The following is an 18,852-nucleotide window of genomic DNA, read 5'->3' as shown; positions in this document are numbered from 1 at the left end:
TTCGAGGGTGGACTGCTGGCGGTGCAGCTCGGCGTCGAGGGCGGCGGCGACATCGGGGTCGAGCTCATGGAGGGAGCTGTTCAGAAGCGACATGAGTCTTTCCTGGAGGAGTCAGGGGCGCGAGGGGAGTCCCCCGGAAGGAGTCCGGGGGAGCTTCCACTCGGGCGGTGGCGGGATGGCGGGGTGGCCTGCCGGACGGCTCAGCCGGTGATGAAGGCGGCGTACTCGTCGGCCGAGAGCAGCTCGCCCGGCTCACCGCTGATCTTCAGCTTGAACAGCCAACCGCCCTCGAACGGGGCGGAGTTCACCAGCGAGGGGTCGTTGACGACATCCTCGTTGATCTCGACGATTTCGCCGTCGACGGGCGAGTAGAGATCGCTGACCGACTTGGTCGACTCCAGCTCACCGCAGGTCTCGCCCGCCGCGACCGTGGCGCCGACCTCCGGGAGCTGCACGTAGACGACGTCGCCGAGTGCGTTGGCCGCGTGCTCGGTGATGCCGACCGTCGAGACGCCGTCCTCGGCGCCCGACAGCCACTCGTGCTCCTTGCTGTAGCGCAGCTGCTGGGGGTTGCTCATGGCTCGATTCTCCTGTACGCGACGGTGTGATCGTGAATGGGGGCACCCTCCCGGACGAAGTCTGGGGGAGGGTCTTGCACAGTGAGACGCGCGGGCGCGCGCCACTGCCGGGCCTGCCGTGGGTGAACCGCTACTTCTGCCGCTTGTAGAACGGCAGCGCGGTGACCTCGTACGGCTCATGGCTTCCACGGATGTCCACGCAGACACCCTCGGTGCCCGGTGTGGCGTAGGCCGCGTCGACGTAGGCGATGGCGATCGGCTTGCCGAGCGTGGGGGAGGGGGCGCCGGACGTGACCTCGCCGATGACCGTGCCGTCGGCCGCGACGACCGGGAATCCGGCGCGCGGGACGCGGCGGCCCTGGGCGATCAGACCGACCAGCTTGCGCGGCGGGTCGGTCTCGGCGCGCTCGGCGGCCGCCGCCAGCGCGGCGCGGCCCACGAAGTCACCGCCGTTGGTCGTCTTCTCGAACTTCACGACCCGGCCCAGGCCCGCGTCGAACGGGGTGGTCGCGGTGGTCAGCTCGTGCCCGTACAGCGGCATGCCCGCCTCCAGGCGCAGCGTGTCGCGGCAGGACAGGCCGCAGGGGATCAGACCGACGTCCTTGCCGGCCTCGGTCAGCGCCTCCCAGAGGGCGACCGCGTCCGCCGGCCGGACGAACAGCTCGAAGCCGTCCTCGCCGGTGTACCCGGTACGGGCGATCAGCGCGTCGACACCGGCGACCGTGCCGGGCAGGCCCGCGTAGTACTTCAGACCGTCCAGATCGGCGTCCGTGAGCGCCTTGAGGATGCCGGGGGACTCCGGGCCCTGCACCGCGAGCAGTGCGTAGGCGTCCCGGTCGTCGCGGATCGCGGCATCGAAACCGCCGGCGCGCGCGGTCAGCGCGTCCAGCACCACCTGGGCGTTGGAGGCATTGGCGACGACCATGTACTCCTGGTCGGCCAGGCGGTAGACGATCAGGTCGTCGAGGATGCCGCCCTCGGCCTCACAGATCATGGTGTAGCGGGCGCGGCCGGTCTTGACGCCGCCGATGTTGCCGACCAGCGCATAGTCGAGGAGGTCGGCGGCCTGCGGGCCGGTGACGGTGATCTCGCCCATGTGGGAGAGGTCGAAGAGACCGGCGCGGGTGCGGACGGCGACATGTTCGTCGCGCTCGCTGCTGTAGCGCAGCGGCATGTCCCAGCCGGCGAAGTCGGTCATGGTCGCGCCGAGCGCGCGGTGCGTGGCATCCAGCGCGGTGCGGCGGGGGGCATCAGTCATGGTTCTGGGCTCCCAGGCATGGGTGACAAGACGTTCTCCCCATCTGTCATCGGAACCTGAGAGGTTCACCGGGATCCCACGAACGGACCCGGTTTGCACCTTGGGTGGAGCCACCCCGTAGGCCGGGCAGTGGCTCGCTTTTCAGATCTGCCTCGCCCGCGCGGTATAGGGGCCTGAGAGATTCAAGGGAGGACTTGCTCCTTCGGCGCCCCGCCGTGGCGGCCGGGGACTCTCCCGCGCGGATTCAAGCGGCCGGTATGGAGTTGGCGGTGCACAGGTGAGCTGAGATGTGCACGTGGCGGCCACATCATTGCACGGGATCGCCGGATACAGGAGACCCGGTCGGCGCACCGCCCACGACGTGGGCGGATCGGACAATCGCCTTGATGGGCATTACCTTTTCTTGACACTCTGCGGGTAAGGGACGGAGTCCAACCGGACCAGAAGCGGGCGGGGAGGGCGATCACGGTGCACAGGGAAGCGGCATGCGCGGCCACTGCGGGGGCCGTGCCCCCGGACGCCGTGCCGGTGGCGCCGTCCGCCGGATCCCGGGCCCGGCGCCCGGCGCGGTCCGTCGTCCGCCTGGGGCGCAGCGCCCAGGTCGAGGACCTGCGCGCCGAGGAGACCGGGTCCGCCACCACCGAGCTGCGGTTTCCGGCCGGTGACCTGGTCGTGGTCTCCGGCCTGCCGGGCAGCGGCAAGAGCACCCTGATGCACCGCCTCGTGCCACCGCTGGACGGGCACGGCGCCGCGGTGCACCGCATCGATTCGCAGGACGTACGCGAGCGCTGGGAGCACGGCAGGCTGCGCCGGCTGCCCTACGGCCTGTACCGCCCGCTGGTCCGGGCCGCCCACTATCTGGCGCTGCGCCGTGCGCTGCGCTCCGGCGACAGCGTGGTGGTGCACGACTGCGGGACGCTGGCGTGGGTGCGCCGCTGGATCGCGCGGTCGGCAGCGCGCGGCGGCCGTGGGCTGCATCTGGTGCTGCTCGACGTACCGCCCCGGGTGGCGCTGTCCGGCCAGGAGTCGCGGGGGCGCGGGGTATCGGGGTACGCCTTCGCGCGGCACCGCAGGGCGGTGACCCGACTGGTCGACGCGGCGGAGTCGACCCGTCTGCCCAAGGGCTTCGGCTCGGCGGTCCTGTTGGACCGGCGGGCGGCGACCGCACTGGAGACGGTCACTTTCGACTGAGGAGACGGCCGTTTTCGGTCAGCGGCGCGCACCTGTCCCCGGGTCCGCCCCCGCACGCTCCACCTCGCGCTTTCTCGTCTAGTGTCTTCGGCCAGACGGCGCGGTTTTGGAGCGGGTGGGTGCAGATGACTTTTCCGGAGCAGCAGGGGATACCGCAGCTGGCGTGGCCGGCTAATGAGCTCGAAGAGGTGCTGGGCGCTTCGGTCGGGCATCCGGGCGCCGGCGGGCGGATCGTCGAGGTCCTGGGCCGCAGCCGGGTGTGGGTGCCGCTGCCCAACGGCGGCGGCCCGGAGAGCGCCGGGCCCGGCGCCCGCGGCCTCGATCTGCCCACCGTCGAGATCGACGGTGCGGCCTATGTCCCGGTCTTCAGTTCCGAGCAGGAGTTCCTGCGGGTCGTCGGCTCGCACATGCCCTTCACCGTGGCCCCGGCCCGGGAGTTCGCCCGCGGTCTGCCGCCGCGGATCGGTATCGCGGTCAACCCCGACGGCATGATCGGCGTTCCGCTGCCGCCGCCCGCGGTGGCCGAATTGTGCCGGGAGGGGCGTCATGAATCGGGTCCGCTGCCGAGCGGCGGCCGGGTGCGGCTCTTCGAACCGGACTGGCAGGAAGAGCCGGTGGACTTTCTGGCCGCGGCCGGACTGGAGTTCTCCGGCGCCGGAATTGTCCTGAGTGCCCGACGTGCCCTGGCAAGTGTCGAGGGCGACACGCCCGCACTGTTCGTCGGTGTTCAGGTCGCGGCGCCCCCCGCCGCACTGCACGACGGCAGCGCCCGCGAGACGGTCCTGGCAGCCCTCGGACGTGCGCTCGGCGCCGTCCCGGTGCCCTGGCCCGTACAGCTCGTCATGCTCGATCTGGCCCAGGGTGACCCGGTCGCGGACTGGATGCTGGAGCGTGTGCGGCCCTTCTACTCTCCGCACCACTCGTAAGCTGGTTGGATGACGGGCGGGCGCACCCACACGTGCCCTGCTGACAGAAGGGACGGACACGTGAGCGCGGGTGCGCATCAGGGACCGGCGGCGGCCGGACAGCTGGAGCAGCTGCTACAGCAGGTCTCGCCCGGCCGTTACGACGCCTATGAGGCGCTGCTGCAGGCACTCGCCGCCGGCCAGGTCTGGATGCTGCTCTGGCACGGCCGGGCCGGTATGCCCGATGCGCAGTACGGAAACATGGAGGTCGACGGCCTCGGCTATGCGCCGTGTGTGACCTCGGCGCCCGAACTCGCCGCCTCCGGCTGGAACCGCGACCACGAAGTCGTCACCGGCGTCGAGATCGCCGCCTCGCTCTTCCCCGACCGCTGGGGCCTGTGGCTGAATCCGCACGCTCCCGGCGGCGGTGTCGGCATCCCCTGGCTGGATCTGCGCCGTATCGCCGGCGGCCTCGACCGGCTGCCCGCCGGACCGCTGCGGATCTCGGAACCGGTCATCGACATCCCGCAGTTCTACGCCCTGCTCGCCCAGAACGCCCACCGCACGCCCGCCGTACGGTCGTTGCGCCGGGCCTGGGTGCAGCCCGCGCTGGGCGCCCCTTATCTGGCGATCGGGCTGGATCTGTACGACACCGGCCAACAAGCGGTGGATTCGGTGCGGTTGATGATCCAGCAGTCGATCGGTGCAGTTCCGGACGGTTTGCCGGTCTCCACGGTCGCGATGAACGACGAGTACGACCCGGTCGGGATGTGGATGCGGGCCTCCGCCCGTCCCTTCTTCGACCGCGACGGCTACGCCCAGCCGCCGGCGATCGCGCCCGCGCCCTCGTACGGCTACGGCTACCCGCGCCCTTACTGACAGTCTGTCTCCGACTCCCGACCGTGCCGCTCCGGCGCGGCTCCGGCGTCGATCTTGGGGTGAATTCGCCCAGTACGCCCGGCGGTTGAGGCCCTCTCCCGCCGGCGTTCGCTCCGCTCAGCCCGAACTGCTGTCCGTATAACGGAAAGCCGTGGACCACATCACAGTTACGCATCCATTCACCTTCAGGACTGGTGAGTGATCGCGAGTGGGATGAAGACTCCCGAAACAGAGGGCCTCGGTCCTTTGTACGAGCGTCATCCCGTACGGCGTCGCGCGAGCCTTCCGACTTCGACCGAGCGAACTCCCGCGATGCCCCCAGGACTTGCACCAGTGATGTGAATCAGGCCGCTACCGCGGCGGGCATGGGCCGGCCATCGTCGGCCGAGAGGGGTCAAAAGCACCGTGACCGCACCGATCGAGACCACCGGGGCGGCTGCTGAGGCGCAGCCGGAAGCGGTGCTGAAAGGCGTGGAGGGCAAGCGCATCGAGGGGCGCTCGCTCGGGCAGATCGCATGGCTGCGCTTCCGGCGGGACAAGGTTGCGGTGGCGGGTGCCATCGTTGTCATCCTGCTCGTCGCCGTCGCCGCGCTCTCCCGCCCCCTCCAGGCCTTGCTGGGCCTGGACCCGAACAGTCCCAATCAGTCGCTGATCGACCCCAACACCACGCTCCCCAAGGGCGACTTCGGCGGTATGAGCGGGGATCACCCGCTGGGCGTGGACCCGAAGTTCGGCCGCGATCTGCTCGCCCGGATCCTGGAGGGCTCCTGGGTGTCGCTGATCGTGGCGTTCGGCGCGACCCTGCTGTCGGTCGCCATCGGCACCGTCCTCGGCGTGGTCGCCGGCTTCTACCGCGGGCGCGTGGACGCCTTCATCAGCCGGATGATGGATGTCTTCCTGGCCTTCCCGCTGCTGCTGTTCGCCATCGCGATCTCCGCGTCGCTGCAGGGCGGGGCCTTCGGTCTGGAGGGCCTGCCGCTGCACATCTCGGTGCTGATCTTCGTGATCGGCTTCTTCAACTGGCCGTACATGGGTCGGATCGTGCGCGCGCAGACGCTGTCGCTGCGGGAGCGCGAATTCGTGGACGCCGCCCGCGGCATGGGTGCGCGCGGCCCGTTCATCCTCTTCCGGGAGCTGCTGCCCAACCTGGTGGGGCCGGTCATCGTCTACTCGACGCTGCTGATCCCCTCCAACATCCTCTTCGAGGCGGCGCTGAGCTTCCTGGGCGTCGGCATCCAGCCGCCTCAGGCGTCCTGGGGCGGCATGCTCAACCAGGCGGTCAAGTACTACGAGGTCGACCCTCAGTACATGATCGTCCCCGGCCTCGCGATCTTCGTCACCGTGCTCGCGTTCAACTTGCTCGGTGACGGTCTGAGGGACGCGCTGGACCCGCGCAGCCGCTGACGGCGGTGCGGGGCGCCCGCCCAGATGTCTCAACTGTGTTTGTGACGTTTCGACGTTTCTGATGTTTCGAAGGTTCACATTTCTCGACGAACGAAGGGGACACCGACCATCATGCGAAGGTCAGTTCCGGTCGCGGCGGTCGCGGCCATCACCAGTGCGGGCCTTTTGCTGGCCGGCTGCAGCGGGAGCAAGGGCTCCTCGGAGGGCTCGGGCGAGGCGAACGCCGCCACGAAGGGCATCGTCAACGCCTCGGACGCGAAGGGCGGCACGGTCACCTACGCGATCAGCGACGCCCCCGAGTCGTTCGACCCGGGCAACACGTACTACGCCTTCATCTACAACTTCAGCCGGCTCTACGCGCGCCCGCTGACCACCTTCAAGCCGGGCCCCGGCGCCAAGGGCAACCAGCTGACCCCGGACCTCGCCGAGTCGATGGGCAAGCCCAGCGACGGCGGCAAGACCTGGACGTACAAGCTCCGCAAGGGCATCAAGTACGACGACGGCTCCACGGTCACCTCGCAGGACGTCAAGTACGCCGTCGAGCGCAGCAACTTCGCGCGTGACACCCTCTCGCTGGGTCCGAACTACTTCCAGCAGTTCCTCAAGGACAACGACGGCGGCTACAAGGGTCCCTACAAGGACAAGAGCAAGGCCGGCCTGAAGTCCATCGAGACCCCTGACGACCAGACGATCGTCTTCCACCTGAAGAAGCCGTTCGCCGAGTTCGACTACCTGGTCAGCGCCCCGCAGACCGCCCCGGTCCCGCAGGCCAAGGACAAGGGCGCGGACTACACCAAGTCCGTGCTGTCCACCGGCTCGTACAAGTTCGAGAGCTACGAGGAGGGCAAGCAGCTCACCCTCGTCCGCAACCCGCAGTGGTCCGCGAAGACCGACCCGCTGCGCAAGCAGCTGCCCGACAAGATCGTCCTCAAGCTGAAGGTCGCCCAGTCGACCATCGACAAGGACCTCCAGTCCGGCAACACCCTGGTCGACCTGGCCGGCCGCGGTGTCGACGGCCAGACGCAGGCCCAGCTCCTGACGAACTCCAAGGAGAAGGCCAACACCGACAACGCGCTCGGTCAGCGTCTGGTCTACACGGCGCTCAACACCAAGGTGAAGCCGTTCGACAACATCGAGTGCCGCAAGGCCGTCGAGTACGCGATCGACAAGAAGGCCGTGCAGACCTCGCTCGGCGGCCCGATACGCGGCGAGCTGGCCTCCACGGTCCTGCCGACCGACATCGACGGCTACCAGAAGTACGACCTGTACCCGCAGAAGTACGACGGTGACAAGCTGGACCTGACCGAGGCCAAGAAGCACTGGGACAAGTGCGGCGCCGGCAAGATCTCGACCACGATCCTGGCCCGCAACGACCGCCAGGACGAGGTCGACGCGGCCACCTCGGTCATCGACTCGCTCAAGAAGATCGGCGTCACCGCCAAGATCCAGTCGTACCCCACCAGCAAGTACTTCTCGGACTACGCCGGTGTGCCGAAGTTCAACAAGAAGAACAACGTCGGCCTGATCATGATGCAGTGGGGCTCGGACTTCCCCACCGGCTACGGCTACCTCCAGCAGATCCTCAACGGCAAGGCGATCAGCCAGTCCGGTAACACCAACCTCTCGGAGCTGGACGACCCGGAGATCAACAAGCTGCTCGAGAGCGCCATCGCCAACACCGACAAGGCGGCCCGCGAGAAGGCGTACGCCGAGATCGACAAGAAGACGATGGAGCAGGCGGCGCTGGTCCCGCTCACCTACTTCAAGGTCCTGATGTACCGCTCGCCCAAGGCCACCAACCTGGTGTCCACCTCGGCCTTCAGCGGTCAGTACGACTACCTCAACATCGGCGTCAAGAAGTAGCAGCCCTGGAAGGCAGGTGAAGGCATTGGTGTCCGCGGGCCGGCTCAGGCCGGCTCGCGGCGCCGACGCCGCATCCCCGTGTTCTCGTACATCATCCGCAGGTTGATCAGCGCAGTGATCCTGCTGCTGATCGTCAGCGCGGTCACTTTCGGCATCTTCTTCCTGCTGCCGAAGCTGGCCGGGCAGAGCACCGACCAGCTTGCCCAGCAGTACATCGGAAAGGCCCCCACGCCCGCGGACATTGCCGCGGTGAAGAAGAATCTCGGCCTGGACAAGCCCGTGTACGAGCAGTACTGGGAATTCCTCAAGGGCATTTTCGTCGGTGTCGACTACAAATTCGGTCCGGAAGCGGCCAAGTGCCATGTGCCGTGCTTCGGTTACTCCTTCAAGACACATATCGAGGTCTGGCCCGAGATCCAGTCCCGGCTCCCGGTGACGCTGTCGCTGGCCGCCGGTGCCGCCGTGCTCTGGGTCGTCTCCGGTGTCGCCACCGGTGTGCTGTCCGCGCTGCGCCCCGGCTCGTTCTTCGACCGGATGGCGATGGGCGTCGCGCTGGCCGGTGTCTCCCTCCCGATGTTCTTCACCGGCGCCCTGGCGCTGGCCCTGTTCACCTACCAGTGGCCGATCTTCGAACGCAGCGACTATGTGCCGCTGCTGGAGGATCCGCTCCTGTGGGCCCGGACCCTGGTCCTGCCCTGGGTCACGCTGGCCTTCCTCTACTCCGCGCTCTATGCCCGGCTCACCAGAGCGGGCATGCTGGAGACGCTGAGCGAGGACTACATCCGTACGGCCCGCGCCAAGGGCCTGGAGGAGCGCAAGGTGGTCGTACGGCACGGTCTGCGGGCCGCGCTCACCCCGATCATCACGGTCTTCGGTATGGACCTGGGCCTGCTGCTCGGCGGTGCGCTGATCACCGAACAGGTCTTCTCGCTCAAGGGAGTCGGTGCCTTCGCCGTCGAGGCGATCAACGCCAACGACCTGCCGAACATTCTCGGCGTCACCCTGCTCGCCGCGTTCTTCATCGTCATTTGCAACCTGGTGGTGGACGTTCTGTACGCCGCCGTAGACCCGCGGGTGAGGCTCTCGTGACCGACTCCTCCGAGGACAAGACCGCCACGGCAGTGGACGAGCCGGCCGCGGCCGGCTCCCGGCCGCCCTCCGCCTTCCTCGAAGTGCGGGACCTGAAGGTGCACTTCCCCAGCGACGACGGCGTGGTGAAGTCCGTCGACGGCCTGACCTTCAGCCTGGAGAAGGGCAAGACGCTCGGCATCGTCGGCGAGTCCGGCTCCGGCAAGTCCGTGACCTCGCTCGCCGTGATGGGGCTGCACCGGGCCTCCCGCCAGCAGCGCAGCAAGGTGAACATGTCCGGCGAAATCTGGCTGGACGGCAAGGAGCTGGTCTCCGCCGATCCGGACGAGGTGCGCCGGCTGCGCGGTCGCGAGATGGCGATGATCTTCCAGGATCCGCTGTCCGCGCTGCACCCCTTCTACACGGTCGGCCAGCAGATCGTGGAGGCGTACCGCGTCCACAACAACGTCGACAAGAAGACCGCGCGCAAGCGGGCGATCGAGATGCTCGACCGGGTCGGCATCCCGCAGCCCGACAAGCGTGTGGACGACCATCCGCACCAGTTCTCCGGCGGTATGCGCCAGCGCGCCATGATCGCGATGGCGCTGGTCAACAACCCCGAGCTGCTGATCGCGGACGAGCCGACCACCGCCCTGGACGTCACCGTCCAGGCGCAGATCCTGGACCTGATCCGCGATCTGCAGAAGGAGTTCGGCTCGGCGGTCATCATCATCACCCACGACCTCGGTGTGGTCGCCGAGCTCGCGGACGATCTGCTGGTGATGTACGGCGGGCGGTGCGTCGAGCGCGGCCCGGCCGACAAGGTCTTCTACCGGCCCCAGCACCCCTACACCTGGGGGCTGCTCGGCTCCATGCCGCGCATCGACCGCGACCAGACCGAGCGGCTGATCCCGGTCAAGGGCTCCCCGCCCAGCCTGATCAACGTCCCGTCCGGCTGTGCCTTCAACCCCCGCTGCCCGTACGCGGATGTGCCCAAGGACAACCTCACCCGTACGGTCCGCCCCGAGCTGCGCGAGGCAGACGGCGGGCACTTCTCCGCCTGCCATATGTCGCAGGAGGAGCGGGAGCGTATCTGGACCGAAGAGATTGCGCCGAAGCTGTGACCGAGACGACTGACGACCAGAACAAGAAGATCCCGCTCCAGAAGGAGGCGGAGTCCGCGGAGACCTCCAAGGGGTCCTCCTCCTCCGACGCCGAGCCGCTGCTCAAGGTCCGCGGTCTGGTCCGGCACTTCCCGATCACCAAGGGCCTGCTCAAGCGGCAGGTCGGGGCGGTGCAGGCGGTCGACGGCATCGACTTCGACGTACGGCCCGGCGAGACGCTCGGTGTCGTCGGCGAGTCCGGCTGCGGCAAGTCGACCATGGGCCGGCTGATCACCCGGCTCGACGAGCCGACCGGCGGCTCCATCGAGTTCCAGGGCCAGGACATCACCCATCTGTCCACCGGGAAGCTGCGGCCGATGCGCCGTGACGTCCAGATGATCTTCCAGGACCCGTACGGTTCGCTGAACCCGCGGCACACCATCGGCGGGATCGTCTCCACCCCCTTCCGGCTCCAGGGCGTCGAGCCCGAGGGCGGCGTGAAGAAGGAGGTGCAGCGGCTGCTGGAGCTGGTGGGCCTGAGCCCGGAGCACTACAACCGCTATCCGCACGAGTTCTCCGGCGGACAGCGGCAGCGCATCGGTATCGCCCGGGCGCTGGCGCTCAAGCCGAAGCTGGTCGTCGCCGACGAGCCGGTCTCGGCCCTCGACGTCTCCATCCAGGCGCAGGTCGTCAACCTCATGGACGACCTCCAGGAGGAGCTGGGCCTGACGTACGTCATCATCGCCCACGACCTCTCGGTCATCCGGCATGTGTCGGACCGGATCGCGGTCATGTACCTCGGCAAGATCGTGGAGTTGAGCGACCGCAAGGGGCTCTACGAGACGCCGATGCACCCGTACACCAAGGCGCTGCTGTCCGCGGTGCCGGTGCCCGACCCCAAGCGGCGCACCCAGCGCGACCGGATCCTGCTCAAGGGCGATGTGCCCTCGCCGATCAACCCGCCCTCCGGCTGCCGGTTCCGTACCCGCTGCTGGAAGGCGACCGAGGTGTGCACCACCACCGAGCCGCCGCTGGTCGCGCTGCGGACGGGCCATCAGGTGGCCTGCCACCACCCGGAGAACGCGCCGGACCAGGCCCCGGCCGCCGCTGCGGCGACCGAAGGTCCGGTCGGTAAGGCAGCAACCGACAAGTAACACCTGAGGAATTGGCAAAGTCCTGGGTAAAGCGGGACGGGAGAGTGCAGAGTCAGCACGGTTGTTCGAACTTTTTTCGACTTTATCCGTGTGTCCGAAGGGATGGCTCATGGCACTCTCCCGTTCTGCGCGTCGCACCTCCCGCTGGCTCGCCCTGGCGACCGCGGTGGCCTCGGCCGCCACCATCGCCGCCGCACCCGGCGCAAGTCCCGGTGCCCCGGGCATCGGCGACTCCTACTTCCCCGACCTGGGCAACGGCGGCTACGACGCCCTGCACTACGACCTCGGCGTCAGCTACCACCCCGACAGCGGCCGCCTCGACGGCCGCACCACCCTCACCGCCAGGGCCACCCAGAACCTCTCCGTCTTCGACCTCGATCTGCAGAAGCTGACGGTCGACTCGGTGAAGGTGAACGGCCGGCGGGCCCACTTCAGCAGGTCGGGCGACGAGATATCCGTACGCCCCGACTCCCGGCTGCGCAGCGGCGGGAAGTTCACCGTCACCGTCACTTACCACGGCGTCCCCAAGCCGCTCGGCGGCCCGATCATCTTCGGCTCCGACTACGGCTGGATGAAGACCAAGGACGGCGTCTTCGTCGCCTGCGAGCCGAACGCCGCCTCGACGTGGTTCCCCTCCAGCGACCACCCCGCCGACAAGGCCACCTACGACATCCGCATCGACGCCCCCAAGGGCCTGACCGGTGTCTCCAACGGCCGGCTCATCAGCTCGGGGGAGGCGCACGGCCGCTCCTACGCCCACTGGCGCGAGAAGCGCCCGATGGCGACGTACCTGGCCACCGCCACCATCGGGAAGTTCGACGTCCGTACGGGCACCACGCCCGGCGGTACGCCCATCTACGTCGCCACCGACCCGACCCTGCCCACCGGCAAGGTCGATGTCTACGGCATCACCTCCGAGGCCACCGACTACTGGTCGAAGGTCTTCGGTCCGTACCCGTTCGAGGAGACCGGCGCGATCGTCGACGACATGCCGCAGGCCGGCTTCTCGTTGGAGGTGCAGTCCAAGCCCGTCTACTCGGCGGTCCGCAGCGAGTCGACGATCGTCCACGAGCTGGCCCACCAGTGGTTCGGCGACTCGGTCTCGGTCAAGCAGTGGAAGAACATCTGGCTCAACGAGGGCTTCGCCACGTACGCGCAGTGGCTGTGGGACGAGCACCGCGGCACCCAGAGCGCCCATGACGCCTTCCGCAAGGCCTACAACGCCATCCCCGCCGACGACGGCTTCTGGAAGCAGAAGATCGCCGATCCGCAGCGGGACACCATGTTCTCCAGGGCGGTCTACCAGCGGGGCGCGATGACGCTCCAGTCGCTGCGCGAGCGGATCGGCGACAAGGCGTTCTTCAAGCTGCTGCCGGCCTGGACCTCCGCGCACCGCTACGGCAACGCGGAGACCTCCCAGTTCATCGCGCTCGCCGAGAAGATCTCCGGACAGCAGCTGGACGATCTCTTCGACTCCTGGCTGAACACGGAGAGCAAGCCGGCGCTGCCGGCGAAGTAGGGCCCCGGCCCGTACGGGTCAAGCATCCCGGCCCGTACGGGTCAGTCGGAGTCCTGCTGTCCGCCGCGGCTGCGCAGCTGCTGCGGCCGCGGCAGATGCAGCCCCAGGTAGACCGCACCCATGCGCAGCGCGAACACCACCCCCGCCGAGACCGCCGCGGCGGGGGTGGCCCCGACGCCGAGGTGGTGCAGCAGCAGATAGCAGCAGCCGCCGGCCAGCGCGGCGATCGCGTACACGTCCTCGCGCAGCAGCAGCGGCGGGAACTCCCCGCACAGCACATCGCGGATGACCTCACCGGCGACACCGGTCAGCACCGCCAGGATGATCACGGCGAGCGGGGTGGCGCCCGCGTCGATGGCCGCGCGGGCGCCGATCACCGTGACGACGGACAGTCCGACCGCATCGACCACCAGCAGTGATTTGCGGGGCAGCGACCAGAACCGCAGATAGATCATGGTGCCGACGCCGACACAGATGATCACGGTGAGCAGTACCCAGTCGTGCGTCCAGTACAGCGGCTGCCGGTCGAGGACGAGATCGCGCAGTGTGCCGCCGGAGATGGAGGCGGCGAAGGCGAGCACCAGTCCGCCGAAGGGGTCCATGTTGGCGCGGTAGGCGGCCAGCACCCCGCTCGCCGCGAAGGCCGCGACGCCGGCCAGGTAGAGGACGTGAAGCATGGCGCCATAATCGCAGGCCCGGAGGGAGGGCTTCCGCGCGAGGCCGTTAAATCTGACACTACCGGTCGGTAACCATCCGGTGTAGCGTGCAACCCATGGCTCTGGTGACCATAGGCAACAGCGAGTTCGACCGCGACACGGCGGTCACCCGTCGCACCCCCGGCGTCTACGACGCCCATCTCTCCGCCGGCTGGACGATCATCCGCGCCGTCAACGGCGGCTACCTCCTCGCCCTGATGGGCCGCGCCCTGGGCGACGCCCTCCCGCACCCCGACCCGCTCTCGGTCACCGCGCACTATCTGACCGCCTCCGTGCCGGGCCCCGCCGTGATCCGCACCGAGGTGGTCCGCACCGGCCGCGCGATGTCCACCGGCACCGCCAGCCTCGTCCAGTTCGCGGACGACGGCAGCGAGGTCGAGCGGCTGCGGGTGCTCGCCACGTACGGCGACCTCGGCGCGCTGCCCGACGACGTCCGCACGACCGCCAAGCCGCCCGCCATCCCGCCGTACGAACTCTGCCTGGGCCCCGACAGCGCCCCCGGCGAGCGCCCCGCCATCCCCGGCAGCACGGCCATCGCCGACCGGCTCAACATCCGGCTGGACCCGGCGACCGCCGGCTGGGCCGTCGGCGCCCCGTCCGGCAAGGGCGAGATGCGCGGCTGGTTCGGCCTCGCCGACGGCCGCGACCCCGACCCGCTCTCCCTCCTGCTGACCGTCGACGCGCTGCCGCCCACCGCCTTCGAAATGGGCCTGTCCGGCTGGGTCCCCACCGTCGAACTGACCACCCACATCCGCCACCGCCCGGCCCCCGGCCCGCTCCGGGTCGCGATCACCACCCGCAACCTGGCGGGCGGCTTCCTGGAGGAGGACGCCGAGGTGTGGGACGCCGAGGACCGTCTGGTCGCCCAGTCACGGCAGTTGGCGCGCGCGGTACAGGCGGGGTAGTCCACCGTCCCCGGCGCCGCTGCCGGTGTCCTTTTCGCAGGTGGTTCCGGGTGCACAAGCGGAGACTGTGACGCGAAACCGCGCGCGGTGGCGGTGCGGCTCGTGTCAGACTGATCGCCATGGGGGACGTGGCACTGAAGTTGGATGACGGGACCGTCGTATGGCTGCGGGCCGAAGAGCCGGTCGCCGACGGGCACTTTGGCGCGGCCCCGGAGCAACCCCCGGCCGCCGACGGCGAACTGGAGCTGCCCGACGCGTTCGGGTCCGCCCAGCCGGTCAGCGTGGAGCGCCGGGCGGCCCGAGCGCTGACCCGCGGCGGGGAGGTCCTGGAGGAAGCCCTGCGTCCGCTCGGCGGCGTACTCGGCCAGATCCACCGCTCGATCTCCAGCGGCAGCCACCGCCCCGACGAGGTCACCGTGGAGTTCGGCGTCACGCTCGGATCCGATCTGCGCCTCGGGGTGTTCTCCGGCAACGGCGAGGCGAGCTTCAAGGTCTCCGCCACCTGGAACCTCGGCAGTGGCGCGGGTGAACCCGGCGGGGCGGCGCCGTGATCGAAGGCGCAGGCCCGGACACCCCGCTCCAACTCTCCTTCGTCTCCGTACGCCACGGCGGGCAGGCCGTCGGCGCGGGCGTGCTGGTCGCCGAGCGGCTCGTCCTGACCTGCGCCCATGTCGTCAACAGCGCGCTGGGCAGGGGACGTTTCACCCAGGACACCCCCGGCCACGACGACACGGTCACGCTCCGGCTGCCCCATGTCGCGGCCGGCCGGGATCTGACCGCGCGGGTGGTGCGCGAGATGTGGGTGCCGCCCAGGGCCAAGGCGACCGGGAGGGATCCGGTCGAGCCCGGACGGGTGCCGTACCACGGTGACCTCGCCGTCCTCGAACTGACCGCCGCCCCGCCCGACGGCGCCGAACCGGCACCCTTCCTCCAGCACAGCTACGCCAACGAAACCATCGCGTTATGGGCCAGCGGCAATCCGCTGCCCACGGTCCGCGCGGTGCCCCGGGTCTCGGCGCCGCCCTGGATCGCGCTGGATGTGCTCGGCGGCGCCCAGGTCACCGAGGGCTTCAGCGGCGGGCCGCTGTGGGACCGCGAGCGGCAGGCCGTGGTCGGCCTGGTCGTGGCCGTGCACCGGGCCCCCGAGCCGGCCGCCCCCGGGGACCGGCCGACGACGATGTACGCCATCAGCGTCCCGGCCGTCGAGGCCGAACTCCCCGGCCTTCCGCCCTCGGCGGTGCCCACCGCCCGGCGCGGGGTGCAGCAGCTGCTCACCGCACTGGAACGCGTACTGAAAGGCCGGGAGGCGGTGCTGGCCTGCGAGCAGCGGCTCGCCGCCCGGCTCGGCAGGCCCTCGGCGGGCCCGGCGGCCGACCTCGAACGGCTCGTCGGCCTGGCGGTCGGCGTCCGCCGCGGTATCCCCGAACTCCTCGACCTGGTACGGGACTACGAGCCACCGGTCCTCGCCGACCCCTACGACCCGCATGCCCGGCCCGGCCTCTACGGAGCCCGCGAGGACTGGGAACGGCTCCGCCGCGCCGCCCGCACGGTCCGCCCCGGCGAGCATCTGACCACCCGCCAACGCCGCGACCTCTCCGGCCTGTTGGCCCACTGCACCCGCACCGACCCCCGCACCCTCCTGGAACGCGTACTGCCGCACGCCCCCGAACTGCCCGCCGTCACCGGCCTGGCCGATGCCATGGACGCCCTGGAGGGCTTCAGCTCCACCACCGGCGCGCCGGTGCCGCCGCTGCTGCAAGGGGTGGTGCGGATCAGCGTCGAGGAGCGGGCGGCCGGTGCCTATCCCGCCGAGGACCTGGATGCCTGGGTCGAGCGGGTGGCTGCCCGGTCGGGTGTCGACGAGGCGGCGGTCAGCCAGTTCCGCGCGGACGTCGAGGCGGCCGCGGCACCGGTGCGCGCCCCCGGCCGGCCGGGCGGCGGACCCGAGGCGCCGGCCACCGCTCCCCGCGTCCAGGTGGAGCTGCTGCCCACCCCCACCGGACGCCGCTTCACCTACCAGATCTGGACCTTCGCCGACCGTCAGTCACACCGCCTCGCGCTGGTCAGGGACGCCGAGGCGGGCAGCGAGCAGGTGGTCGACGACATCCGCCGGGTGCTGCGCACCGAGGTCAGGGAGGACCCGGAGACCGCCCTGGTGGAGTACTTCCTGCCGTCCGCCTGGCTCGGCCTGGACGTGGACTCCTGGGAGTCGCCCGACAGTGACGAGGACGGGCCGTTCGCGCCGGGCATCACCCGCCGGGTGGTGGTGCGCACCACGGAACGCTCCCGGGAGAGCTACGCCGGCTGGAAACAGCGCACCGCGGCCCTGCCGCACGCCAAGCGGCTGGTCCTGGACCACCGGCACACCGACCGCAAGGTCGCCCGCGCGCAGCTGGAAGTGCACCGCGACGCCGGCACGGTGATCGTGTGCTGCGAACCGCACCACCACGGAACGCTGTTGCGGCAGTGCGTCCAGGCGGGCGTGCACACGGTCCTGTGGCACCGCGCCGAACACGGCGAACACATCGCCCAGGACCTGCTGGCCCTGGTGGACGGCACGGACCACGCCGAGGTCCCCGAGGTGGTGCGCCTGGAGCGGGCCAAGGCGATGGCCGAGCCGGAGAGCGACACCCACCACGGCAGGCGGCTGTCCCTGCTGTACGACGCGCCGGACCACCGGCCCCCGCAACTCGCCCCTGATGCCTGGGTGTTGACGCAACCATGAACGCCTGCGTGGGGGACGCAGCAATGAACGAGGAGAACGTGCGGTGACCGGACAGAGCGCAGCAGGCGCACATGACGACCCGGTGGCGGAGCCGGAGGGCTGGTGGGTCTTCCGCGGCCCGTCGGACCTGCCCGCCCCACCGCCCTGGCGACGCTTTCCGGCCACCCGCGGCACGGCGCCCCGCGCGCCGTACCTCCTGGAGCGCAACGAGATCTCCGTCGTCAACGCCGCGCTGCATCTGCACCGCCCGCTGCTGGTCACCGGCCGCCCCGGCGCCGGCAAGAGCTCGCTGGCCCGCGCCGTCGCCGAGGAGCTGGGCCTGGGCGACGTACTGCGCTGGGCGGTCAACAGCCGCTCCACGCTCCAGGACGCCCTCTACCGCTACGACGCCGTGGGCCGGCTGCGGGAGGCCTCGCTGCGCCGCGAGCGCGAGACGGCGCCGCGCGGCTCCGCCCGCCGCCCCAGGGCCCGGCGTACGACGTCGGCCGGTGACATCGGCCAGTACCTGCGCCTGGGCCCGCTCGGCAGCGCACTGGCCGCCGACCGGCCCCGGGTCCTGCTCGTCGACGAACTCGACAAGGCCGATATCGACCTGCCCAACGACCTGCTGGTCGTCCTGGAGGAGGGCGAGTTCGAGATCCCGGAGCTGGCCCGGCTGCCCGAGCACCAGCAGGAGGTCCAGGTGCTGCTGAGCGGAAGCCGGGAGCGGGTGACGGTCCACCGCGGGGTGGTCCGCTGCGCCCACTTCCCGATCGTCGTCATGACCAGCAACGGCGAACGCGACTTCCCGCCCGCGTTCATGCGCCGCTGCGTACGGCTGGATCTGCCGGAGCCGACCGGCGACCGGCTGCGGAAGATCATCGAACACAACCTGGGCGAGCGCGCGGTCGCCGCCGCCGAGGACCTCATCGAGGTCTTCCACCAGCGCTCGAAGACCCAGACGCTCGCCACGGATCAGCTGCTGGCCGCCGTCCATCTGCGGATCAGCGGCGCCGATCTCAGCAAGGAAGAGCTGCTCGCCGCCGTGCTGCACCGCCTCGACGAGCCCATGTCGCCATGATCGAACCACTACGACAGGCGATGTCGGCCGCCGGCTACGACCTCGGGGCCACAGAACTCCTCGATGTGCTGTGGCTGGCGCGGGCGATGGAGGGGCGTGGGGCGCCGGGCGAGCCGCGTGAGACGGGTGAGCCGGGCGGTGCGGCGGAACCGGGGGAGTGTGCGGCCGAGGCGGGCGACGGTGCCGGGTCCGCCGATGCCTCGGCGTCGGCCGGGCGCCCGGACGGTACCGATCCCGCACGCCATACCGATCCCGCTGATCCCGCTGATCCCACCGGGCCCGCTGATCCCACCGGGCCCGACGATCGCTCCGATCGCACGGAGCACGCCGACCCCACCGACCCCACCGACCCCACCGACCCGCAGGATTCCACCCGCCTCACCGATCACCCTGAGCCCGTGACTCCCGCCGGCCCGCCCCGTCGCGCCCTCTACGCGATGGGCAGCCAGGGCGGCGAGGCGGGCGCCGACCGTGTCCGGCCCGCGCGGGTCCCCGGCGGGCGCGCGCTGCCCGACGCCCAGCAG

Annotated in this window: 16 protein-coding genes, 1 pseudogene and 2 riboswitches; of the genes and pseudogenes, 14 read left to right on the top strand and 3 right to left on the bottom strand. The window is 70.1% G+C overall.

Annotation, left to right across the window (positions count from 1 at the left end):
- Window positions 1-200: 200 nt before the first annotated feature.
- Window positions 201-578, bottom strand: a complete 378-nt coding sequence (gene gcvH, locus DY245_RS39340) for a glycine cleavage system protein GcvH (RefSeq protein WP_128511901.1) — start codon at window positions 576-578, stop codon at window positions 201-203.
- Between the two features lie 130 nt (window positions 579-708).
- On the bottom strand, window positions 709-1,836 hold the full coding sequence (gene gcvT / locus DY245_RS39335) for a glycine cleavage system aminomethyltransferase GcvT (RefSeq protein ID WP_128511900.1): 1,128 nt from the start codon (window positions 1,834-1,836) through the stop codon (window positions 709-711).
- A 33-nt stretch (window positions 1,837-1,869) separates the two neighbouring features.
- A riboswitch (glycine riboswitch) is annotated at window positions 1,870-1,987 on the bottom strand.
- Window positions 1,988-2,083: riboswitch (glycine riboswitch) on the bottom strand.
- Window positions 2,084-2,343: 260 nt separating this feature from the next.
- Between gcvT and DY245_RS39330 the strand changes: the two genes are divergently transcribed.
- The 9 genes from DY245_RS39330 to DY245_RS39290 all read left to right on the top strand — a co-directional run bounded on the left by DY245_RS39330 (window position 2,344) and on the right by DY245_RS39290 (window position 12,922).
- Window positions 2,344-3,027 (top strand): AAA family ATPase, encoded by a 684-nt coding sequence (locus DY245_RS39330; protein WP_128511899.1) that lies wholly within the window; start codon window positions 2,344-2,346, stop codon window positions 3,025-3,027.
- A 125-nt stretch (window positions 3,028-3,152) separates the two neighbouring features.
- Complete coding sequence (locus tag DY245_RS39325) at window positions 3,153-3,953, top strand: enhanced serine sensitivity protein SseB (RefSeq protein WP_128511898.1); 801 nt, start codon at window positions 3,153-3,155, stop codon at window positions 3,951-3,953.
- Window positions 3,954-4,013: 60 nt separating this feature from the next.
- Complete coding sequence (locus DY245_RS39320) at window positions 4,014-4,811, top strand: enhanced serine sensitivity protein SseB C-terminal domain-containing protein (protein WP_128511897.1); 798 nt, start codon at window positions 4,014-4,016, stop codon at window positions 4,809-4,811.
- A 405-nt stretch (window positions 4,812-5,216) separates the two neighbouring features.
- Window positions 5,217-6,215 (top strand): ABC transporter permease, encoded by a 999-nt coding sequence (locus DY245_RS39315; RefSeq protein ID WP_128511896.1) that lies wholly within the window; start codon window positions 5,217-5,219, stop codon window positions 6,213-6,215.
- A 111-nt stretch (window positions 6,216-6,326) separates the two neighbouring features.
- Window positions 6,327-8,078, top strand: a complete 1,752-nt coding sequence (locus tag DY245_RS39310) for an ABC transporter substrate-binding protein (protein WP_128511895.1) — start codon at window positions 6,327-6,329, stop codon at window positions 8,076-8,078.
- Window positions 8,079-8,156: 78 nt separating this feature from the next.
- Window positions 8,157-9,167 carry an ABC transporter permease gene (locus DY245_RS39305; protein ID WP_128511894.1) on the top strand — a complete coding sequence of 337 codons (1,011 nt, stop codon included), beginning with the start codon at window positions 8,157-8,159 and terminating at the stop codon, window positions 9,165-9,167.
- Window positions 9,164-10,270 (top strand): ABC transporter ATP-binding protein, encoded by a 1,107-nt coding sequence (locus tag DY245_RS39300; protein WP_128511893.1) that lies wholly within the window; start codon window positions 9,164-9,166, stop codon window positions 10,268-10,270. The genes DY245_RS39305 and DY245_RS39300 overlap by 4 nt, the downstream gene beginning before the upstream one ends.
- Window positions 10,267-11,403 carry an ABC transporter ATP-binding protein gene (locus DY245_RS39295; protein ID WP_128511892.1) on the top strand — a complete coding sequence of 379 codons (1,137 nt, stop codon included), beginning with the start codon at window positions 10,267-10,269 and terminating at the stop codon, window positions 11,401-11,403. Before DY245_RS39300 ends, DY245_RS39295 begins: the two co-directional genes overlap by 4 nt.
- A 109-nt stretch (window positions 11,404-11,512) precedes the next feature.
- Window positions 11,513-12,922 carry a M1 family metallopeptidase gene (locus DY245_RS39290; RefSeq protein WP_128511891.1) on the top strand — a complete coding sequence of 470 codons (1,410 nt, stop codon included), beginning with the start codon at window positions 11,513-11,515 and terminating at the stop codon, window positions 12,920-12,922.
- Between the two features lie 41 nt (window positions 12,923-12,963).
- Here the strand turns inward: DY245_RS39290 and DY245_RS39285 are convergent, their stop codons facing one another.
- Complete coding sequence (locus tag DY245_RS39285; protein ID WP_128511890.1) at window positions 12,964-13,599, bottom strand: trimeric intracellular cation channel family protein; 636 nt, start codon at window positions 13,597-13,599, stop codon at window positions 12,964-12,966.
- Between the two features lie 95 nt (window positions 13,600-13,694).
- Between DY245_RS39285 and DY245_RS39280 the strand changes: the two genes are divergently transcribed.
- The 5 genes and pseudogenes from DY245_RS39280 to DY245_RS44995 all read left to right on the top strand — a co-directional run.
- Entirely contained in the window at window positions 13,695-14,543 is an 849-nt protein-coding gene (locus DY245_RS39280; RefSeq protein WP_128511889.1) for a thioesterase family protein, read from the top strand.
- A gap of 119 nt (window positions 14,544-14,662) precedes the next feature.
- On the top strand, window positions 14,663-15,094 hold the full coding sequence (locus DY245_RS39275; protein WP_128511888.1) for a CU044_2847 family protein: 432 nt from the start codon (window positions 14,663-14,665) through the stop codon (window positions 15,092-15,094).
- Window positions 15,091-17,268: a VMAP-C domain-containing protein gene (locus DY245_RS39270; RefSeq protein ID WP_128511887.1), complete on the top strand. Its 2,178-nt coding sequence runs from the start codon at window positions 15,091-15,093 to the stop codon at window positions 17,266-17,268. Before DY245_RS39275 ends, DY245_RS39270 begins: the two co-directional genes overlap by 4 nt.
- Window positions 17,269-17,311: 43 nt before the next feature.
- The gene (locus DY245_RS39265) at window positions 17,312-18,328 is read left to right on the top strand and encodes an AAA family ATPase (RefSeq protein WP_181924061.1); all 1,017 of its coding nucleotides are present in this window, start codon (window positions 17,312-17,314) and stop codon (window positions 18,326-18,328) included.
- Window positions 18,325-18,852 (top strand): annotated as a pseudogene (locus DY245_RS44995) (hypothetical protein); the annotation flags it as partial. The gene DY245_RS39265 and the pseudogene DY245_RS44995, both read left to right, overlap by 4 nt.

The sequence above is a fragment of the Streptomyces inhibens genome (assembly GCF_003389455.1).
Classification (GTDB): domain Bacteria; phylum Actinomycetota; class Actinomycetes; order Streptomycetales; family Streptomycetaceae; genus Streptomyces; species Streptomyces inhibens.
The sequence above is the reverse complement of the archived record's forward strand: the minus strand, read 5'-3'. Positions and strand labels throughout refer to the sequence as shown.